20 protein-coding genes are annotated in these 20,203 nt (G+C 58.5%); 16 read left to right on the top strand and 4 right to left on the bottom strand.

Annotation, left to right across the window (positions count from 1 at the left end; translation table 11 throughout):
- Positions 1-74: 74 nt before the first annotated feature.
- The gene (locus BM399_RS00900; protein ID WP_092862942.1) at positions 75-554 is read right to left on the bottom strand and encodes a cupin domain-containing protein; all 480 of its coding nucleotides are present in this window, start codon (positions 552-554) and stop codon (positions 75-77) included.
- A 150-nt stretch (positions 555-704) separates the two neighbouring features.
- On the opposite strand from BM399_RS00900, the gene BM399_RS00895 reads away from it, so the two are divergent.
- Positions 705-1,463: a HugZ family pyridoxamine 5'-phosphate oxidase gene (locus BM399_RS00895; RefSeq protein WP_092862939.1), complete on the top strand. Its 759-nt coding sequence runs from the start codon at positions 705-707 to the stop codon at positions 1,461-1,463.
- A 21-nt stretch (positions 1,464-1,484) separates the two neighbouring features.
- On the opposite strand, the gene BM399_RS00890 is transcribed toward BM399_RS00895, so the two are convergent.
- Positions 1,485-2,417 carry a LysR family transcriptional regulator gene (locus BM399_RS00890; protein ID WP_092862936.1) on the bottom strand — a complete coding sequence of 311 codons (933 nt, stop codon included), beginning with the start codon at positions 2,415-2,417 and terminating at the stop codon, positions 1,485-1,487.
- A 142-nt stretch (positions 2,418-2,559) separates the two neighbouring features.
- Here BM399_RS00890 and BM399_RS00885 point away from each other — a divergent pair, with 142 nt between their 5' ends.
- The 8 genes from BM399_RS00885 (at position 2,560) to BM399_RS00850 (ending at position 9,127) form a co-directional block, all read left to right on the top strand.
- A complete protein-coding gene (locus tag BM399_RS00885; protein WP_244531014.1) occupies positions 2,560-3,582 on the top strand; it encodes an ABC transporter substrate-binding protein in 1,023 nt (340 codons plus the stop codon).
- An 85-nt stretch (positions 3,583-3,667) separates the two neighbouring features.
- Entirely contained in the window at positions 3,668-4,540 is an 873-nt protein-coding gene (locus tag BM399_RS00880) for an ABC transporter permease (RefSeq protein ID WP_244531013.1), read from the top strand.
- A 10-nt stretch (positions 4,541-4,550) separates the two neighbouring features.
- The gene (locus tag BM399_RS00875) at positions 4,551-5,336 is read left to right on the top strand and encodes an ABC transporter ATP-binding protein (protein WP_092862933.1); all 786 of its coding nucleotides are present in this window, start codon (positions 4,551-4,553) and stop codon (positions 5,334-5,336) included.
- 17 nt (positions 5,337-5,353) lie between these two features.
- Positions 5,354-6,124 carry an SDR family NAD(P)-dependent oxidoreductase gene (locus BM399_RS00870; RefSeq protein ID WP_092862930.1) on the top strand — a complete coding sequence of 257 codons (771 nt, stop codon included), beginning with the start codon at positions 5,354-5,356 and terminating at the stop codon, positions 6,122-6,124.
- On the top strand, positions 6,121-6,837 hold the full coding sequence (locus BM399_RS00865; protein ID WP_092862926.1) for an SDR family NAD(P)-dependent oxidoreductase: 717 nt from the start codon (positions 6,121-6,123) through the stop codon (positions 6,835-6,837). Before BM399_RS00870 ends, BM399_RS00865 begins: the two co-directional genes overlap by 4 nt.
- Before the next feature lie 12 nt (positions 6,838-6,849).
- Positions 6,850-7,650, top strand: coding sequence for a creatininase (locus BM399_RS00860; RefSeq protein ID WP_092862923.1), 801 nt, complete (start codon positions 6,850-6,852; stop codon positions 7,648-7,650).
- Complete coding sequence (locus tag BM399_RS00855) at positions 7,647-8,240, top strand: DUF1989 domain-containing protein (protein ID WP_092862920.1); 594 nt, start codon at positions 7,647-7,649, stop codon at positions 8,238-8,240. The genes BM399_RS00860 and BM399_RS00855 overlap by 4 nt, the downstream gene beginning before the upstream one ends.
- On the top strand, positions 8,237-9,127 hold the full coding sequence (locus BM399_RS00850; RefSeq protein WP_092862917.1) for a dimethylarginine dimethylaminohydrolase family protein: 891 nt from the start codon (positions 8,237-8,239) through the stop codon (positions 9,125-9,127). The genes BM399_RS00855 and BM399_RS00850 overlap by 4 nt, the downstream gene beginning before the upstream one ends.
- 190 nt (positions 9,128-9,317) lie before the next feature.
- Here the strand turns inward: BM399_RS00850 and BM399_RS00845 are convergent, their stop codons facing one another.
- Complete coding sequence (locus BM399_RS00845; protein WP_092862914.1) at positions 9,318-10,067, bottom strand: FkbM family methyltransferase; 750 nt, start codon at positions 10,065-10,067, stop codon at positions 9,318-9,320.
- Positions 10,068-10,443: 376 nt separating this feature from the next.
- On the opposite strand from BM399_RS00845, the gene BM399_RS00840 reads away from it, so the two are divergent.
- The 4 genes from BM399_RS00840 (at position 10,444) to BM399_RS00825 (ending at position 15,677) form a co-directional block, all read left to right on the top strand.
- Positions 10,444-11,148: a tetratricopeptide repeat protein gene (locus BM399_RS00840; protein ID WP_143111296.1), complete on the top strand. Its 705-nt coding sequence runs from the start codon at positions 10,444-10,446 to the stop codon at positions 11,146-11,148.
- A gap of 558 nt (positions 11,149-11,706) precedes the next feature.
- A complete protein-coding gene (locus tag BM399_RS00835) occupies positions 11,707-12,294 on the top strand; it encodes a glutathione binding-like protein (RefSeq protein ID WP_092862908.1) in 588 nt (195 codons plus the stop codon).
- A gap of 233 nt (positions 12,295-12,527) precedes the next feature.
- On the top strand, positions 12,528-13,478 hold the full coding sequence (locus BM399_RS00830) for a sulfonate ABC transporter substrate-binding protein (RefSeq protein WP_092866044.1): 951 nt from the start codon (positions 12,528-12,530) through the stop codon (positions 13,476-13,478).
- A gap of 822 nt (positions 13,479-14,300) precedes the next feature.
- Positions 14,301-15,677: a porin gene (locus tag BM399_RS00825; protein WP_092862905.1), complete on the top strand. Its 1,377-nt coding sequence runs from the start codon at positions 14,301-14,303 to the stop codon at positions 15,675-15,677.
- A 114-nt stretch (positions 15,678-15,791) separates the two neighbouring features.
- Here BM399_RS00825 and BM399_RS00820 read toward each other — a convergent pair whose 3' ends face one another.
- Positions 15,792-16,082, bottom strand: a complete 291-nt coding sequence (locus BM399_RS00820; RefSeq protein WP_092862902.1) for a hypothetical protein — start codon at positions 16,080-16,082, stop codon at positions 15,792-15,794.
- 348 nt (positions 16,083-16,430) lie between these two features.
- Here BM399_RS00820 and BM399_RS00815 point away from each other — a divergent pair, with 348 nt between their 5' ends.
- The 3 genes from BM399_RS00815 to BM399_RS00805 all read left to right on the top strand — a co-directional run bounded on the left by BM399_RS00815 (position 16,431) and on the right by BM399_RS00805 (position 19,770).
- Positions 16,431-17,426 (top strand): LysR substrate-binding domain-containing protein, encoded by a 996-nt coding sequence (locus BM399_RS00815; RefSeq protein WP_092862898.1) that lies wholly within the window; start codon positions 16,431-16,433, stop codon positions 17,424-17,426.
- A 334-nt stretch (positions 17,427-17,760) separates the two neighbouring features.
- Positions 17,761-18,585: a hypothetical protein gene (locus BM399_RS00810; RefSeq protein WP_177228006.1), complete on the top strand. Its 825-nt coding sequence runs from the start codon at positions 17,761-17,763 to the stop codon at positions 18,583-18,585.
- A 162-nt stretch (positions 18,586-18,747) separates the two neighbouring features.
- Entirely contained in the window at positions 18,748-19,770 is a 1,023-nt protein-coding gene (locus BM399_RS00805) for an HAD family hydrolase (protein ID WP_092862894.1), read from the top strand.
- The last annotated feature ends 433 nt before the right edge of the window (positions 19,771-20,203 follow it).

The raw sequence follows: 20,203 nt of genomic DNA, 5'->3' as shown, positions 1-20,203 counted from the left end.
GACGATCTTCGCCGAGAGCGGCCCTCACCTTCACCCCGGCGGACCGCACGTCAAGTCGCGAATGATTGGACCAATTATGACTGCGCTTGCACGGCACCCGAGGGCAACGGTGACTGACCCGATTTCTTGAGTGACGCGATCCTCTCCTCGACGAGAGCCTCGAGCTCAGGCAGCAGGACGACGCTCTCTTGCTCGTTGGGATCTGTACGCGCAATCACCGCAGACGCCGGCTTGTCGCTGATGTTGATCGGCAGATGCGGCATGCCGGCGGGAATATACACGAGGTCGCCGGCCCGGGTCGGAATGCAGTGTTCCAGCTGATGCCCGAAAAGCGTCAACACCTCACCATCCAGCATATAAATTGCAGTCTCGTGATTTTCGTGAAGATGCGCCTTGGCCCGTCCGCCCGCCGGGACGGTCAAGAGATGCATGCAGATGCCTTTTGAACCGACGGTCTCGGAGGCAATTCCGCAGAAGTACGTCAGACCCTGCTTCCCATCATAGGTATCCGCCGCACGAATAACTCGGCACGTGAGATCTGGCGAAGTTGCCATTTGAAATCACTCCTTTCCTCAGGTCGTTGTTCGTGACAAAACCGGCTCCAGGGTTTGCGGATCAAATCGATTTCGCTGCAGCCATTTAAAAGAGCTTGTTCGAGCTTAGCCAAGCGCCCTGTTTCAGTTAAACGAGCTAGGCAACGAAAAATGACAGAGAAAAAGAAAGATGTCCTGCAGCCCGTCGATGACGCGGCACGGCGCCAGGCAAAAACGCTGGTACGCACCGCCCGTTACGCTTCGCTGGCAACCATCGACCCGCTCGACGGCTCGCCCTCCGTCAGCCGCGTGAGCCTGGCGACCGCGATGGACGGTTCGCCGGTATTTCTCATCTCGCGGCTTTCGAGCCATTTTGCGAACCTCGAGGCGGATCAGAGATGCTCGCTGTTGGTCGGCGAGCCCGGCAAGGGCGACCCGCTCGCCTATCCCCGCATGACGTTGATCGGAACAGCCGAAAATCTTGGCCAGAGTCCTGAACGCGCCCCTGAACGCGCAGCGGTCAAAAGCCGCTTTCTCAGGCGCAATCCGAAAGCCGCATTGTACGCGGACTTCCCGGATTTTGCATTTTGGAAGTTTGCAACATCGCGCGCTTCGCTGAACGGCGGCTTTGGCAGAGCTTACGCATTGGCGGCGGGCGACCTCGCAGTGCCAGCCGGCGCCCTGCAATCGCTCACCGAGTTCGAAGAAGGCGCGGTCGAACACATGAATGCCGACCACGCCGACGCCGTCGGGCGCTACGCCGTCAAATCGGGCGCGACCTCGGCCGAAGGCTGGCGTCTCGCGACCATCGACCCCGAAGGTCTCGATATGACGTGTGGAGACGAGGTTGCCCGGCTCTGGTTCGACGATCCGCTGAAGTCGGCGCAGGAACTCCGGCCCGTCCTCGTAGCTCTCGCCAAGCAGAACTAGATCGCAAGGAGCGCCCTTCGTTCAAACCGGCTTGCCGGCGCTGGCCGATTTGCGCGATTGCGCCGCGTGCCGGCTGAGAAAGCGCACGAAGCTGCGAACAATCGGCCGGTCGTCGTCGCTTTTGCGGTAGGCGGCGAAATGGCTCGACTGAAACTGATAAGCCTGCGGCTTCAGCTCCCGCATGAGACCCTGCCGCACCCAGTCCTCGGCAACATGGCGCGGCAGAAAGCCGATGAACCGGCCTGACAGGATCATCATCACCTGGGCCTCCATCTGCACCACCTGACCCGTCGCGCGCGGATGATCGGCGCGATAAAGATCGTCGAGGTGGCGATAGCCGCGGACGGAGAAGAGCGACTTCCCGATGGCTTCCCGCGTAATGGCTGCAGACGGCATCTCGAAGAGTGAATGCCCCTTGCCGCAGTAAAGACCGTGCGGCTCCCGATGAATGGCGACATAGGTGACGCCGGGCACCTTTTGCGACATCGGCCCGATGACGACATCGCGGCGGCCGTCTGCGATGGCCTGCTCCAGCAAATGGGGCGTACCAAGCTCCAGGTCGATGAAGACGTTTTCCGCGTTCTCCATGAAGCGGCCGATGACGTGCTGCAAACCGAGGTATGGATTCGTGACGACACCGTCGACGATCCCCACGCGCAGGCGCCCGACGAGCTGCCCGTTGTACTGACTGACCCGCTCTTCGAACGAGCTGATATCGGCGAATAGTTTCTGGGTCGCGAGGTAGGTCGCTTCACCGAACGGCGTCAGCTGGAAGCCACGCCGCCCCCTGATGCAGAGCGGCGCCCCGAGTTTGCGTTCCAGTGCTGCCAGATGCGTGCTCAGCGTCGGCTGAGACAGGTTCAGCGCAATTTGTGCATCGCCGAACCCACCCGCCTCCACCAGCGTCGCGAACACCCGGAGCAGGCGAATATCGATATTGTCGAGCCGGCGCATCCGCTTTCCCTCTCAAACGGTCTTGACGATCACATTGACAGTTTTCGATGTATTCTTCCAATAATCAATATTGGTCTCAATGTAAATTTACCCGAGATTTCAACATCACGGTGGTCTTTCATTTAGGGGTATGCCGATGCACATGACGATGAACGTCCGGCGAGTTGCCGGGGCCGGATTTGCGATGGCTTTGGGATTGAGCGTGTCGCTGGCCGCGACTGCGGCACGGGCCGACGAAACCATCCGGATTCTCTGCCCGACGTGGAGTGGCTTCGCCCCCGTTTTCGTGGCGCAGGACCTCGGATACTTCAAGAAGCTCGGCATCGACGTCAGCATCAAGTTCGAAGATGAACGCGCGAACGTCATGGCAGCCATGGCGCGCGGCGACATCGAAATGGATATGCGCACGGTCGGCGAGTATCAGGGCAAGCCGCGTGACGCCCAAACCCCCGGCATCATCATCGGCACCATCGACGAATCGCTCGGCGGCGACGGCGTCCTCACCCCAGGTGACATCACGTCCGTCGAACAGTTGAAGGGCAAGACCGTTGCATCGGAGCCAAACATTCCGGGGCGCCTGCTGCTCCAGATGGCATTGAAGAAGAAGGGCATGTCCCTGTCCGATCTCGTCGTCAAACAGATCGCGACCGCAGACACCGTCGCCATCCTGACCGATACGTCGATTGACGCGGTCGTATCCTACCAGCCGTACCTGTCCCAGGCCGTCGATAAGGTCCCGGGCCGCAAGCCCCACATCCTGGTCTCGTCGGCACAATACCCGGGCATCATCGTCGACATCATCACCGCGCGCCAAGACGATCTGAAAGCCAATCCCGAGAAGTACAAGAAGTTCATGATCGGCATCTTCAAGGCGGTCGAATATTTCAACACGAACAAGGCTGACTTCATCAAGCTCGCGGCCCCGCACTTCAACTTGACGCCGGACGAGTTCGCGGCGTCGATCGAAGGCAGCTTGGTCTATACCGGGCACAAGGAAAACACCGGTTACTTCGGCAAACCCGGCGCTCCCGGCACGCTGTACGGAACCTTCGACGAGGTGATGCAGCTCAATATCGAGAATGGCGCCGCCGAGAACAACCTCAAAGCGGCCGAGCAGATCGATAATTCGATTGTCGCCAGTATCACCGAAGCCGATCTGAAGTAGACTAAGTCCGTGCCGGGCGCACCGCTCATCAGAGCGGGTCCCCGGCACATTCAACAGTCAGCAGAGCCGACTCCGGGATCATCGCGTGACCATCATAAAAGCGACAGTGTCTGCGGCGCCTCACGCGCCGGCCGCGAACGCGGCACCCACGCCGCGTCCTCAACGAAGAACAGCTCCGCGCAATCAGTTCTTCGCGTTTCGCGGAACGCTTTCGAAACGCGCGAAGATCCTCACCGCCATCGGCGCGACCCTGTTCGTCTTAGGCGTATGGGAGCTCTTGACCCGCCTCGGATTGATCAACGCAACCTTCCTTCCGCCGCCGAGCGTCACGCTCGAGACGCTGTGGAACATGATCCTTCACAAGAACCTGCTGATGCACGCAGGTATCTCGACGCTGCGCATATGGGTTGCATTTGCGCTGGCCGTCATCATGGCGGTGCCCATCGGCATCGCGATGTCGAGCTTCCGCGGCGTGGGCGCCGCACTAGAGCCGATCGTGGATTTCATCCGCTACTTGCCGGTCCCCGCGCTCGTGCCTCTAAGCATCATTTGGTTTGGCGTCGGCGAGACGACGAAAATCTTCCTGCTCTGGCTCGGCACCTTCTTTCAGCTCGTGTTGCTCGTCGCCGACGATATGCGCCGCGTGCCTCAGGAATACGTCGAGATTTCGTATACCGTCGGCGCGCGACCTAGGCAGATGCTATCGGACGTGGCCTTCCGGGCGATGCTGCCGAGCCTGTTCGACAATCTCCGCATCACGCTCGGTTGGTGCTGGACCTATCTCATCATCGCGGAAATCGTTGCCGCCGATACCGGCCTCGGCTTCGTCATCTGGGCCGCGCGCCGCTACATGAACACGTCGGAAGTCATGGCGGGCGTGGTGGCGATCGGATTGATCGGCCTCGTCACCGACCAGATTCTGCGCCTCGTTCACAAGCGCTTATTCCGTTATCTTTGAGAGGCGCAACGTGGCTCCCGCTCCCTACCTCGTTTTCGATGGCGTCGCCAAATACTTCGGCGATCTCGAAGTCGTCGCCCCATCCTTCAACCTCACCATCAGGCGCAACGAATTCGTCGTCTTTCTCGGGCCATCCGGCTCCGGCAAGACCACGTTGATGCGGATGGTCGGCGGCCTCGAAACACCGAGCGTCGGCGAAATACGCCTCGACGGCCAGCCGATCGGCGCCCCCGATCGCGAGCGCGGCATGGTCTTCCAATCCTACTCTTCATTTCCGTGGCTGACCGTTTCCGAAAACGTCGCCTACGGCATGAAGTACCGGAACGACATGACGCCGGAGCGAAAGAAGAAGCGGCTCGATCACTATCTCGAGCTCGTCGGCTTGACGGACTTCGCCGACTTCTATCCCAACAAAGTTTCGGGCGGCATGCGCCAGCGCATTGCCATTGCTCGCACGCTCGCGGCGGGATCCGAAGTTCTCCTGATGGACGAACCCTTCGGCGCGCTCGACGCCCAGCGGCGGGAAGGATTGCAGCTCGAATTGCGCCGCATCCATCGCCAGGACGCAAAGACCATTATTTTCGTGACCCACGACGTGGACGAGGCTGTGTTTCTCGCAGACCGGATCGTCGTCTTCTCGAATCGACCCGCGCGCATGCTCGAAGACGTCGATATATCGGCGGAGCTGGGCCCGGATCGCACGATCGCACTGCGCGACAGCGAGCAATTTTTCAAACTTCGAACGCGCATCTTGAGAATGGTGCGCGCGGCGACCGGGGAAGAAGAAAAAGTATAGGACCCTGAGGAAAGAGCTTGATCAACTTTCAAAATAAGTCGGTGCTCGTCACGGGTGCCAGCCGAGGCATCGGCTTTGCTGTCGCGGAAGCGTTAGCGGTTGCGGGCGCCGACGTCGCGATCCTTGCAAACGACGATCTCGTTACCGATGCGGCGGCGCGCCTGTCGGATGCCTGCGGACGCCCGGTCCAGGCCTTCTTCACCGACATTACCGACAAGACCGCGCTGCAAACCGTATTTGCATCGATCTCGACGCTCGACGTGCTGGTGAACAACGCTGGGCTCGAACTCATCACGCCGCTGACCGATCCAAGCGACGAAGTCGACGCGACCTTTGCGCGGATTATCGACATCAACGTGCGCGGCACCTGGAACGTCACGCGCGCCGCGCTGCCTCTTCTGAAGCCCGGCGCTCGCATCATCAATACGGCATCGGTCTGGGCGAAAAGCGCCGTCGGCGAATTCGCCGCCTACATCGCATCGAAGCACGCCGTCGTAGGTCTGACCCGCACGTTCGCGCGTGAACTCGGACCGCGCGGCATCGCCGTCAATGCGGTCTGTCCCGGGTGGGTGCGAACCGTCGCCTCGGTGCGCTCCGCCAAAACCATGGCTGAACGCACGGAGCGGAGCGAAGCCGATATCTTCGCCGATGTCGTCGCGGCGCAGGCGCTGCCCGGCTTGATGGAACCGGCCGATGTAGCCGGCCTCTATCTTTTCCTCGCAAGCGACCTTTCGAACAACATCACCGGTCAAGCGATCGGCGTCGATCGCGGAGAATTTCTCGGATGAGCATGCTCGAAAACAAAAAAGTTATCGTCTCCGGCGCAGCGAGCGGCATAGGTCTCGCCATCGCCGATCTCTTCGAAGCGAAAGGCGCACGCGTCGCGAGATTCGATCTGAGCCCTATCTCCACCGGCGCTGGCCCGTCTTTCACACTCGACATCACGGATGAAGCGCAAGTCGTCGAGGCGGTGAAGGCAGCAGACGAAGCGCTCGGCGGTATTGACGTCATGGTCAATACGGCGGCGATTTTTCTGATGTCACCCCTGCTCGACACACCCGTTGCCGAAGCGCGCAAAGTTCTCGACGTCAATCTGATCGGTACACTCCTGATGGTGCGCGAGTCTGTGCGCGCCATGCAGAAGCACGGCAATGGCGGCAGGATCATCCTGTTCAGCTCTGAGCTTGCTCAGCTTGGCCGCGAGCATCACGCCGCCTACTGCGCGTCGAAAGCAGGGATCAGCGCCATGGTGCGCTGCTGGGCGAAGGAATTCGGGCCCGACATTCTCGTCAACGCGGTCGCTCCCGGACCGACCGACACGCCACTGCTCGATTTCGACAACATGCCGCCGGACTGGAAAGCGCTCGAAACAGCAAATCCGCTACGCCGCATCGGAAAGCCGGAAGAGATCGCCGAAGCCGCGCTGTTTCTCGCGGGCCCCGGCTCGAGCTTCATGACGGGACAGGTAATTGGCGTCAACGGCGGCGCCTCGATGGTTTGAAAGAAGGAAAACATGAGCGACCGACTTTTTATGAACGAGATGAGCTGGACCACCTACCAAAAGCGGATCGAAGGGGGCGCTCTCATTCTCTTGCCGGTGGGAGCAACCGAGCAGCACGGGCCGCACTTACCGATGGGAACCGACGTTATGCTGGCAACGGCCGTGGCCGTCGACGTCGCAAAGCAGCTCGATGCCATCGTCGCGCCCGCCGTCGCCTTCGGCTACAAGTCACAGCCGAAAATGGGCGGTGGCAATCATTACTGCGGAACCACCAGCCTCGATGCCGATACGCTCACGCACGTCCTCCGCGACGTCATCAAAGAATTTGCGCGTCACGGTGCGCGCCGGCTCGTCCTCATCAACGGCCACTACGAAAACATGATGTTCACGATCGAAGGCATCGACCTTGCGATGCGTGAACTTTCATACATGGGCATTCGCGATTTCGAAGTGCTGCGGCTCGAGTACTGGGATTTCACGCGCACGGAAACAATCGAGAAGATTTTTCCCGAGGGATTCCCGGGCTTCGCCCTCGAACATGCAGCCGTGATGGAGACATCGCTGATGCTCTATCATCATCCCGAACTCGTCGACATGGCGGCGCTGCCGACCGACAAGCCGGCCGACTTCCCCGCGTACGATGTCTATCCGACGCGAACCGGCTGGGTCCCGTGCTCGGGCGTGCTGTCGCCGGCCACCGGCTGCGCAGCTGAGAAAGGAAAGTTGCTCGCCGCCGATTATGCAATCGGCGTCACGGACGCAATCCGCAAAGAATTCCCGAATGTAAAAGCGAAGACACAGGTGATGGCATGAGCGAACTTCAACAGCTTCCCGCGCGACAGGGCCGCGCCGTTGCTCTGAAAGCGGGACAATCGATCCGAATAGTGAACACCCATGGCCATCAGGTCGTTGATACTTGGGCCTTCAACGCGCACGACCTCGGCGAATTTCTCTCCATGGAACATATGCGTGCAGCGATCGACAGGATCAGCCCAAAGCCCGGCGACAAGCTCGTGACGAACAAGCGCCGGCCGATATTGTCATTGGAAGCGGACTCGTCGCCCGGCGTCCACGACACCTTCATCGCCGCTTGCGACATCTATCGTTACCAGGGCCTGGGCTGCAAAGAATACCACGAGAATTGCGCTGACAATCTCCGCGCCGGAATGGCGGGCCTCGGCTTAACGCCGTCTGAGGTCCCCTCTCCGCTCAATCTTTGGATGAACATTCCAATCAAAACTGATGGCTCTATCGGCTGGGAAGAACCGGTCTCGAAGCCCGGCGACTATGTCGTACTCAAGGCCGAGATGGATTGCATCGTGGCGATGTCTGCCTGCCCGCAGGACATCGTCAAGATCAATGCAGGCGCGCCGACCGACGCGCATTACGAGGTGCTGGCATGAGCTTGATCGCACCTTCCGTTACTAACAAAGTTCCCTGGGGACTCGATTCCGAGACCGGCGTGCTGCGGCACGTTCTTCTCGGAAAGCCCGACTACTTTGAGTGGCGTCCCGTCAGCGCCGTCGCGCGGCAAACGCTCGCGCTCGGCTTGCGCTTCGATGCCCAACTCGCCATGGCGCAGCATCGCGCAATGGTCGACGTCTATGAGAGCGCCGGCGTGACCTGCCATTGGCTCGATGCACGGCCGGAGCTGAAGTACGGCGTGTTTGCTCGCGATTCTAGCGTGATGACACCTTTCGGCGCCGTCATCACCATGCCGCAGACGCGCTTCCGCCGCGGTGATTACGCTCTGACGTTCAAGTTCTACCAGGAAGCCGGAATTCCGATCTGGAACATGAGCACCGCCGGCCATTTCGAAGGCGGCGACTTCATGGTGGTCAGGCCTGGATTTGTCCTATGTGGCTACGGCGGCGAGCGCTCCGAAAAGGAAGGCGCCGAACAAATGTGCGAATGGTTCCGCGCAGAGGGATGGGAAGCCTATCCGGTTCCTTTTCCACCGCACTTCGTGCACCTCGACGTTTCGGTCGGCTTCATCAACGACAAGCTCGTGGCCGTCGCGCCCGACGCGCACCAGCCGTGGTTCCTGGATCTCCTCAAATCCAAGGGCTACGAAATCTTGCCCGTCTCGTATCACGACTCCACGCAGCTCGGCACGAACATCGTCGCCCTCGGAAACGACCGGGTGCTCTCGACAGCCACGAACAAAGACCTCAACGCCCGCATGCGCGCACTCGGGATCGAAGTCTACGATCCGGATCTCTCCATGTTCACGCTGGGCGGCGGCGGACCGCATTGCCTTTGCCAAGCCCTGAAGCGTGATCCGCTTTGACGAGCCCGGACAACCGAATAATCCTCGCCGCGCGACCCAATCGCCGCTGAAGCGCACACGATCCGCTTCGCTGCAATCAATCAACTGAGTGTGTGCGCCACCGATGCCGAGCTTGTCGGTGGCGCATCGCGTTGCGCTCGGGTGAGTGCTGTTTTGATCCGCCCCGCTTCAAGCCGATGATGAAGAGAATTCAAGCGGCCGCGCATTCCGCGCCGACCTCAATCGCTAGGGCATCCCTGATCGATCGCGCATCCTGATCGGGCTTCAGATCCAGAACGATGTCGTCGATGCAGGCATGGCGCAGCATGTTGTCGAGCACGAACGCGCGCACGTCGCGCTGCCATAGCCTTCCGTCTTCGTCGACAACGAAGACATCGAACAATCGCCAGATCATCTCGGCAAATGAGAGCGGGCTCCGCCTCGCCTCGAAGGCAATCGCGACGGAATTGAACTCCATGAAAATCACAGGCCGATCGCGAACGAGCGTCTCGGCGGCTCCCGCCAAAACTTGCGCTTCATTCCCCTCGACATTCAATCTTATGAAATCGATCGGTGCGGAGACCGTGGCGGACCAGCTATCGATCGTATCCATCGCCGCGCGGATTCCGCTCTCGGCGGCGGCCGCACACGCGACAACGGTCGCATTTGACAAGCCGTTGGCCGAGAGATTGCGGCGCAAGCGCACCGCCTTCCTCGGTGAAGCTTCAAAAGCATAAATCTGGGCCCTCGGACAGGCCAACGCTAAGCTCGCAGTCGTCAGCCCTATATTCGCGCCGACATCCAAGCATACGCTCGCACCATGCAGGTGCCGCGCTGCAAATCGCGACAGATGACGCTCTCCGCCACCTTGAGCCAAAGCGGCGATATTCTCGAAATAGATATCCCCCTCGTCGCCCTCGAATTCCAGATCTCGGCCCGCGAGCCAGACGCGCTGCTTCATAAACTTCCAACCAACTATATGAATGTAACGCCGCTTTTGTGCATATCGTGTTCGGATCGGCCCGATGCCCTCCCGGTTTAACCCAAGCCGCCGCTACGAAGCACCTGTCCGGATGCGCAGTAGGCGGACAGTGACGGAAAAAATCGCCGATCCGCGCCGCATCAAGAAAGCGCCAGTTGATGAGGGATTATTTCTCTTGGCGTCTCCGCTTTGGCCGCGCCGGCACTTAAGCCTGGGGAGATCTGATATTCGATATTGATCTGACTCGCATATTGCGTATCTTTTGATTCCGTTAGGCGCGATTTCGCCAAGACCATATTCGCATATTTTCGCCAAATACTATTCTTGCCTTTGCCTCGTTTTGAGGAAAAACAACATGCGCTATTTTGCGGCTTCATTGCTATTTTTAATTTTTTGCAGCCCGGCCTTTGCTGACGCAGCTTTTGATTGCGACAATGGGGCAACCCCAGATGCCCATATCGCGGGCTGCACGGTGATGATCGAGTCTCAATCGCCAAGCCCGCGCAATCTCGCAATATATTATGGCAACCGCGCATTGGGATACTTCGCCAAACGCGACTTTCAACATGCAATCGCCGACTTCTCGAGCGCGGCAAAGATTAGCCCCGAACCCTATTATTACGTGGGCCGAGGCATCGTGTACGCCGCCATTGGAGATTGCGACCACGCGATAGACGACTACAACCAGGCAATCGAATTGGAGCCCCTTTATCCTCGCGTGTATAACAACCGGGGAAATTGCTTCCGCAAAAAGGGAGATCTTAATGCCGCCATATCGGACTATACGCGCGAAATAAAAATAAACCCGAATGAATCGGTCGTATATTTCAATCGCGGCGTTGCTTTGAAAATGCAGGGCAATTACGCCGACGCAATTACCGATTTCAGTACGGCAGTATCGCTCAACCCGAAATACGCTTTGGCCTACTTCGTGCGCGCCGACACCTACATCGACGCCGGAGACCTCAAGTCGGCCGATAGAGATTTCAAAACTGCGTCAGCACTGGATCCGAAGCTGGATCGCCAGAGCACCCAGCTGACTGTGCCGCCAATCAACTGAACATCCACCCCACCGTTGCTGATCATAGCGCGTCCAAACTGATGGGGTGACAGACGACGCGCGATGATCAGGAAATTTCTCGCTGAAGATTTCTGAACCTCATCTCCAGCCCAGTCTGCTGTTTAGCCGGCGGCCTCAAAATCAATGAGGCCGCCGTATTTCTATCGGCCTCACAGAATCCTACCGCAGTTCAGCCAACCAAACATGCGATCGCCCAGTCTTTGTGTCCGGTAGCCGACGCCCCGCACGAAGCGCGTTGTGCCGTCAAACATCCCGGAGACGCCCCATCCCACCCTATTGACGCCGAGGCAATGAGCATCCGCCGCGACCGGCGCAGCCAGTGCAGAAAGACCGATTATTACTGCAAAAATTGAATGCTTTGACATGCGAAAAACTCCTTTAGACATCCAACAATTCAGCGAGACTAAGCCGCAGTTTGGAAACGACGAGCCCCGTCGCAGTTCTTGGTTAGGCGCCAATTAAATTTGAGCCCCCGCTTTAAGGATGCCTGAAGCGGCAACACCCAAGATGGGGGTTGGTGAACCAAGGAGCAAATCCATGATCCTGTATTACTCACCCGGAGCCTGCAGTCTTGCAGACCACATCGCATTGATCGAAGCCGGAATGAAGTTCGATCTCGCGAAAGTGGATCTCAAAACCCACAAGGTCGTCGATGGCCGCTCGTACCTCGATATCAATCCAAAGGGCTACGTCCCGGCACTACAGTTCGATGATGGCGACGTCCTCACCGAGAACATCGCCATTCTGAGTTACATCGCCGACAAATACCCCGCTCTCATGGCGCCTGGCCAGTTCGGCCGTTACAGACTTCTTGAGATGCTTTCCTTCATCTCGAGCGAAATCCATAAATCCTTCGCGCCCCTTTTCAATCCAGCCACGACCGAGAAGGACAAAGCGAAAGCCTTCGATGCGATCCGCAAGAGATTCGATTTCACTGCGAAACGGACCGAAGGCCCCTACCTCTTCGGCGAACATGCAACCGTCGCTGACGCGTATCTTTTCGTGACGTTGCTTTGGGCTGAGAAGAACGGCATCGACATACCGAAACCGCTGAAGACCCTTGCCGAACACATGCGCGCACGCCCCACGGTCGACATCGCGTTGAAGCAAGAGGGCCTCGGTTGAACGCTGCATCCTGAGCCGCACGATAGTTTGCGCGACACGATCGAACGCGTCGGGATTCCTCTCAGGTCGGCTTCTCGGCGTGCGGCTTTTTCGCCGAAAGAACCCGCAAAGCCCGAATAAGGAATGCGGAAATAATTCGTAGACGATCACTGCCATCCACTTCAGCCTGCACGATGTACGCAGCCATCTCTGATCGGCTGCATTCGAATTTTGGGAAAAGGGGATCGCAGCTCATGATCGTTTCTCGCAGGACACTTGGCGCCCTTGCGCTTGCCGCATTCGCGGCCAACCTCGGCGCCGCGACGGCCAATGCCGAAGACAAAGTCATCCGCATCGGTTACCAAAAATACGGCAACGCCATCCTCCTCAAGGCAAAGGGAACGCTCGAGCCCAAGCTCGCCGCTATCGGATATAAAGTCACCTGGGCCGAATTTCCCTTCGGGCCGCCGCTGCTAGAAGCGATCAACGCCGGAGCAATCGACTTCGGACATACCGGCGAAGCGCCGCCCATATTTGCCCAGGCGGCCGGCAGCGCAATCGTCTACGTCGCGCACGAGCCGCCGGCGCCCGAAGGAGAGGCCATTCTTGTCCCCAAAAACAGCCCGATCAAATCGGTCGCGGAACTGAAGGGCAAGAAAATTGCCTACGCAAAGGGCTCCAATTCGAACTACTTCGCTGTGAAGGCATTGGAAAAGGCCGGCATCAAATACGGAGAGTATGAACCGGTTCATCTCGCTCCGGCCGATGCACGCGCGGCCTTTGAAACCGGCAGGGTCGATGCATGGGCGGTCTGGGACCCATTCTATGCATCCGCTCAAGCTGGAGCTGATGCACGCGTCCTGACCGATGGCAAAGGCGTTGTCTCCAATCATCAGTTCTACCTCGCGAGTAAGTCCTACGTCGGCCCCAACACGAAGGCCATCGACGTCGTCCTCACCGAGCTGAAGGCCGTTGATGATTGGGTGAAGGCCGATCCGAAAGCAGCGGCAGCACAGCTCAGCGGCCCGATCGGAATTCCGGCGCCGATCTTGGAAACTGCGCTGAAGCGTCAATCCTATGGCATCAAGCCGATCGATGATGCCGTTATCGCGGAACAGCAGAGCATTGCCGATCAGTTCTTTGCTCTCGGCCTTTTGCCCAAGGCCATCACCGTGAAGGAGATCGCCTGGAGAGCCGGCACTTAAAAGGAACAGCCAGGGAGCCTCAACGCTCGCTGACATTTGCTTTTGCTGATGCACGGGGTGGTCGCCCTCTCGAAGATGAGAGGTGGCCGCCCCGTAAAACTATAAAGACCTCGCGCAGCAACCTCGCCGGTCCGTCCATCGAGATGAACCAGACCGCGCCACTGCATTCTATATTTACAGAGACACTGCCCGCACCTCATCGCGCGGCTCGTATCGATGTGCGACGCACAAACGCGTCGCACATCGATCCCCAACCACAGCGGACGATCGACCGAGGCCAATCACACGTCCCCGGATACGACTGCGCTTATAGTTCCCCATTGAAGCACGACCGCATGCGCGCCAACGCCGCGTCCGCCTCAAAAGTAGTGACATCACCGCCACAACTTTTGGCTCTTTCGAACACATCATGCTCTGCGTTTTTCAGCCGGACGAAATGCATCGAGACGAAAAGTCGTTTCTATATTTCTGGAACGCCATCGAATATCCAACATAAGACTTGCCGCCGCTGCTTATGCGGAAAGTGGCCGCTATCTAGCCCCTGTTTTGATAGGTTCTGCGATATGGGAATCACAAAACCAGCAGTCGCTGCCTCATTCCTCTTTTGGTTCTAAGGAAAGAACCCACGCATTCCTATGCGTTGGAAATCTTCTCATTTCATATCCGATTTTCCCTCAGCTTTATTTGTCCTCCATCGGGCCTTATCCGGCGGCGACGGCACTTAGGGGAAAGTGCCGATCAACCCGGTTGACCACGCACTCACATGAGTAGGTGAACGTCTCAAGGCGCCGAACGATGAGTATTTACCTTGGAGGTATTGGAATGTTCGGGGGGTCTAATAAACGAGCGGGCATCGCTGCCGGCATCGCTGCAGCTGGATTGGCGTTCGCAGGCACGGCGCCTGCATCAGCCGCGGATCTCGGGGGGAATTGCTGCGCTGACCTCGAAGAACGCGTCGCCGAGCTTGAGGCGACGGCAGCCCGCAAGGGCAACCGCAAGGTTTCTCTGACGGTCTCCGGCTTCGTCAACGAAGCGGTGCTCGGATGGGATGACGGCAAAGAGCGCAATGCCTACGTGCTGACGAACGAGTCGGCGCAAGACCGCTTCCGCTTCGTCGGACAGGCCGAAATTATCAAAGGCTGGACCGCGGGCTACCTGCTTGAAATCGGCGTGCGCGGTGCGCGCGAAGATCGTTCAAGTCAAAGCGGTCCAAACAATGAAAATGGCGTGAGCGTTCGCCACAGCGCCTGGTATCTCGCCGGCAAGGAATACGGCAAAGTCTGGGTCGGACAGACGTCGGACGCAGCTGACGGCATCACCGAAATCAATCTCGCGAATACCAATCACTTCGCCTACACCAACAGCTGGGGTAACACGTTCGGTGACGGAGGCTCCGGCTTTTACGTACGCCGTAAGGACGGCGTCCTGAGCAACAGCAATCGCTACGGCCAGTTCGTCGCGCCGGGTGCCCAGCAGGCTGCCCCGGGCGAAGGTCACCGCTTCAACGTCGTGAAGTACGACTCGCCAACCATCGCCGGCTTCACCGCGTCGGCCGCATGGGGCGAAGACGATATCTGGAACGTCGCCCTTCGCTACGCCGGAGAATTCTCGGGCTTCAAGTTGGCAGGCGGCGTCGCCTACACCCAGTCCAACGACTTCACTACTCCCGATCACAGCTCAGCCGTTGCGCGTGGTGCGGGCGACACGAGCGAGATCGGCCTTAGCGGATCGATCCTGCACGTTGAAACCGGCCTATACGCATCGGGCGCATGGGGCAGGCTTCATGATGCGGGTCTCGATGACCTTTATGGCCACGACGTCGACGAAAATACCAGCTTCTGGACCCTTCAGGCTGGTATCGAACGCAAGTTCCTTCCGATCGGCAAAACCACGATCTTCGGCGAATACTTCAACCTCGATCGTGGCGCCGGCTTTGCGACGAGTTCCTCGACAGGGGTCAGCTCGAGACTCAACGTCTCCTCATTGTTCACTTCAGGAACGTGGTATGCCGACAGCTCACAGATCCGCGGTTGGAGCATCGGCCTTAATCAGAACCTGAGCGAAGTGGTCGATCTGTACCTCGATTACAAGCACGTTCAACTCGACGTGACTGGAGTGAACGCAGCTGGAACGGCCACGGCCAAAGCGAACCTCGACGACATTCAGTTCATCACGGCTGGTGCACAGATCAAGTTTTGATCGAAGGGGGAAAGCCTTTTCACCCCGTCTAGGCTTCTCTCCTCATGCGATCACGAGCGAGGGCCGCATCCTGATCAGATGCGGCCCTCGAATTTTTCGCGCTTCGGCTAAAGCTCAGCCGCCGTTCTCGCGCATCGTATCCCAGAAATCGACTGTCGCCTCGCGCAGCGTCCCACGGCAATCGCGGTCGCAGTCGATGCGTGTTCCGTGGCGAAGAACGAGCTGCTTACCCTCTCGCCCTGATCGCAGGCCAGCCGTGTAACAGCCATTCCCGTATCGGCTGCAAGCCGTCACCGACCAATCGGGGTTATTGGCGTTCGCTCGATGCCCGGCAGCGGCCGGCATCGCACCAGCCGAGAGGAGCGCAAGTGATACCGTGATGAAAGTCAGATGTTTCCGCTTCATTCGTCGCCTCCTTCGTTATTACGTTTTCTGCAATGCTTATTACGAAGTTGGCTCTAAGCAAATCACTTCTAATGCAATAGAGATGTGAAAATTTGCATTCCAAAATAGCGGCGAAAAATCCGATTTAGCGATCGGAAAAAGAATGCGAGCAACTCTCCCCCACTATCCGTGCGCCTATGTCCGAGCCGCCGCGCAGAACTCGCGAAGTGAATATCAAAAGAAGAAGAAGTTCATTGGCTTGGCCGACGGAAGCCATAACTTATGACTTAGGCCAATAGGCCGGAATGGGCAGCACGCGCGATTGACTGGCGATCGCAGACGGGCTGTGCGTGCGTTTGGCGAGGGGCGATGAACTTCCAGCAGTTGCGAATTCTCCGGGAAGCGATCCGGTACAAGTTCAATATAACAGACGTCGCAAACGCTATTTATGCTTCCCAGTCCGGCGTCAGCAAGCAGATCCGGGAGCTTGAAGAAGAGCTGGGCTCACCCCTCTTCATCCGTCGCGGCAAGCGTCTTCTGGGCCTGACCGATCTCGGCGCCAACGTTGCCAGAATGGCGGAGCGTGTTCTCATTGAAGCCGACAACATCAAACAAGCCGCCGCGCAATTTGCCGTACAGGATCAGGGCATCCTGCAGATTGCGACGACGCACACGCAAGCACGGTACGCCCTTCCTGGCGTCGTCGTTAAATTCAAGGAGAGCTTTCCGGCCGTGCGGCTGGATCTGCGGCAGGCAAATCCGAAAGATATCGCCGCGCTCCTGCTCGCCGGCGAGACCGACATCGGCATAGCGACCGATGTCTTTGCCGGCATCGACGAAATCCTCACGCTTCCGTTCTATGCGTGGACTCACATTGTCGTGGCGCCCGTCGGCCATCCTTTAGTGGGCCGCAAAGGCGTCACGCTCGAAGAACTCGCGCAGTATCCAATCATAACATATGACACCGGCATCACCGGGCGCCCGCGCATCGACGAGGCTTTCGAAAACGCCAACGTCGTACCGCATATTACGATGACCGCACTCGATGCCGACGTCATCAAAGCCTATGTCGCGTCGGGTTTGGGCATCGGGATCGTCGCGCCCATGGCATACGATGCAGCGCGCGATGTGGGTATCAGCGTCATCGACTGCGGCGAACCTATCGCGCCGAGCACGACGAGCATCGCCATCCGCCGCGGGCGGCTGCAGCGCGGCTTTGTCTATCGCTTCATCGAGCTATGCGCGCCGCATCTGACCGAGCAAGACATTCGCGATGGTGAGTTGCACACTGGAAGCGACCACCCAAAAACCGTCGACCGCGCCAGTGCGCTTCGCTGGAACCAGAGTGCGGCAGCCATTGCTTGATGGAGCCGGGCTCCGCGCATCAATCGCGCTATGCCCCGTTATCATCCCGTTGAGTCCACGGATGCGGATATTCGCATAGCGCTTTTGCTCGCGGCGAATATCGACCGAATCTGTTCCTGACCTTTGATTTCTTGCATCCGGCGCGATGGCTGTGGCGGAGCAGTGACGTTTGCTCCGTTCACCGATGGTATAGTTCCGATATTGATTTGAAAATTTCGTTTTCGCACAGGTCGGAAAAATGAATTTCATCCGAACGAATATATTGTTGGCCGCCTCCCTATCTCTTCTGGTTTCCACCTACTCCGGCCCGGCCCCCGCTTCCGACCTCGGAAGCGTGGAACAACGCAGTCTCGCCGAACCGCCTTCTCCAAAGAGCGAATGGACCTTCGTCTTCACGGCCTACGGCTGGATACCGTGGCTGTCGGGAAACATGGCGGTCAGGGGACGCACCTTCGATGTGAATGCCAACGCCGGCCAAATTCTCAGCCATCTCGATTGGTCTACACTGCCGGCCTGGATGAGCTACGCGGAGGCGCGCAACGGCCCCGTAAGTCTCTTTAATGACGTTGTGTACGCAAACATCACCGGCGCGAAAAATTTCGCTCGTGCATCCGATCGCCAAATTATCGACTCCTCGCTCGGAGGCGCCGTTTCCGTCGACTACGAGGAGGTGATCGTCGAATTCGGCGGCGCCTACGAAGTCTGGACCGGCCGCAATCCGGTGTTGACGGGATCTGCCGCTCTCGATCTTCTTGCCGGCGGCCGCTACTGGCATCAGAGCACCGATGTTTCCGCTAACGTCTCGGCAAGCGTGAATATCGGCGACCTTTCTGTCTCCGGCAATCGCGTCACGGCGCGATCAGGGTCGGTCGACTGGGTCGATCCGTTTATTGGAGCGCGTCTCCGCAATCAGATCGCACCGGGGCAGGAACTCATGGTCCGCGCCGACGTCGGAGGCTTCGGTGTGGGCAGCGATCCAACTTGGCAAGTTCTCGCCACCTATAATTGGAGAATGTGCACGGCGAACGGTCACGTCATCGATGGCTATCTCGGCTATCGCGCACTGTCGGTCGATTACTCGCAAGGCTCAGGAAACACCACATATCAATACAATGTCCTCCAGCAAGGCCCGGTCATAGGTACCACCTTGCATTTCTGAGAAAGTCCGTCGGCAAGTCGCGCGGGCGGATAGATGCCGTGTGCAGTCTGATTAACGAAGCGACCGCTCTTGATCCCGCGGCCGCACCCTGCAACGAATGCGAACTCACGTTTCTCGGAAGCGGCTCCTAGCGGCCGCAATCGGAAATGGGAGATCGAAAGCATGCAGCGCAATGATAACCGCTTGCGTACTGCCTTACTGGCGCTCGGCACGCTCGTGGGCATTCTGTTGCTGCCGTCCTTGTCGTTGGCCGAGGCTTCCGATCCGCTACCATCGTGGAATGAGGGTCCAGCCAAAACGGCGATCATCGAATTCGTAAAAGCCACAACAGACCCGGCGAATCCTAAGTTCGTATCGCCAGAGGCGCGGATCGCCACGTTCGATCAGGACGGCACGACGTGGATCGAGCAGCCAATGTATGCGCAGGTGATGTACTGCCTCGACCGTGTCCCGGCGCTGACGGAGAAAAAGCCGGAACTGAAATCCATCGAACCCTTCAAGACCGTGCTGTCCGGCGACCGGGAAGCAATGGCGAAGTTGCCGAAAGAGGATCTGATGAAGATTCTCGCGGCCACCCTCTCCGGCATGACGGTCGAAGCCTTCAACGCCGAAGTGAAGACGTGGATCGAAGCGGCCAAACACCCCCGTTTCAATCGGCTGTACACGGATCTCACCTATCAGCCGATGCTCGAAGTGATGCGCCTCTTCCGTGACAATGGCTACAAGACCTATTTTGTTACGGGCGGTGGCCAGGATTTTGTTCGCGTATACGCCGAGAGGGTTTATGGCGTGCCGCCGGAACAGGTCGTCGGCAGCGCGGGCGCGACGGAATTCGGCTACGATGAACATGGTAAGCCCGTCCTCACCAAGGTGCCCAAGCTTCTGCTCAATGATGATAAAGCCGGCAAACCCGAAGGCATCCACTTCGTCGTCGGGCGGCGCCCCGTTGCAGCCTTTGGCAACTCGATCGGCGACAGAGAGATGCTGGAATACACCCAGGCAGGCGGCGGCGCTCGCTTGATGCTGCTCGTGCACCACGACGATGCCGAACGCGAATACGCTTACGGGCCTCAATCAAAAGTCGGAACATTCACTGATGCGTTGATGGACGAGGCCAAGAGCAACGGCTGGATCGTTGTCAGCATGAAGAATGATTGTAAGCGGATTTTCGCGTTCGATCAGTAGCGCCGAAACCTACCGACATCAGCTTTTGCAAACGTCCGCCAACGTCGGACGCGAACGCGCGCAATCGCTTCAGACCACCCCAAAATCGATTCTGCTTGAGCATCTGCGCACGAAGCGCGCCGCCGCAAATTGATGAGCATTCTATTGGTTAAGCATAAAAAAAAGAACGCGGGAACTGCACCGTATAGCGCCGGTTTGCGCGAAGAGCGGCAAAAGCCCTCGGGTAGCTCAAGGAGCAAATCAATGGCTATCAGAACTGCATCGAAAATAAAAATTGCCATATGTGCAATGGCGCTCGCGCTTGGCGGCGGCGCCCTCACAACGTCAGCAGAAGCATGCGGTCTCGGCCTAGGTTATGGCTGGGGTGGTGCGGCCCCGGTAGCTGCCGGTTATGGCTGGCGCAGACCATGGGGTTGGGGCGCCGGCTGGGGCT

Origin of the sequence: Hyphomicrobium facile (assembly GCF_900116175.1) — a bacterium.
Lineage (GTDB): Bacteria > Pseudomonadota > Alphaproteobacteria > Rhizobiales > Hyphomicrobiaceae > Hyphomicrobium_B > Hyphomicrobium_B facile.
This window is presented reverse-complemented; position numbering and strand designations above follow the sequence as displayed.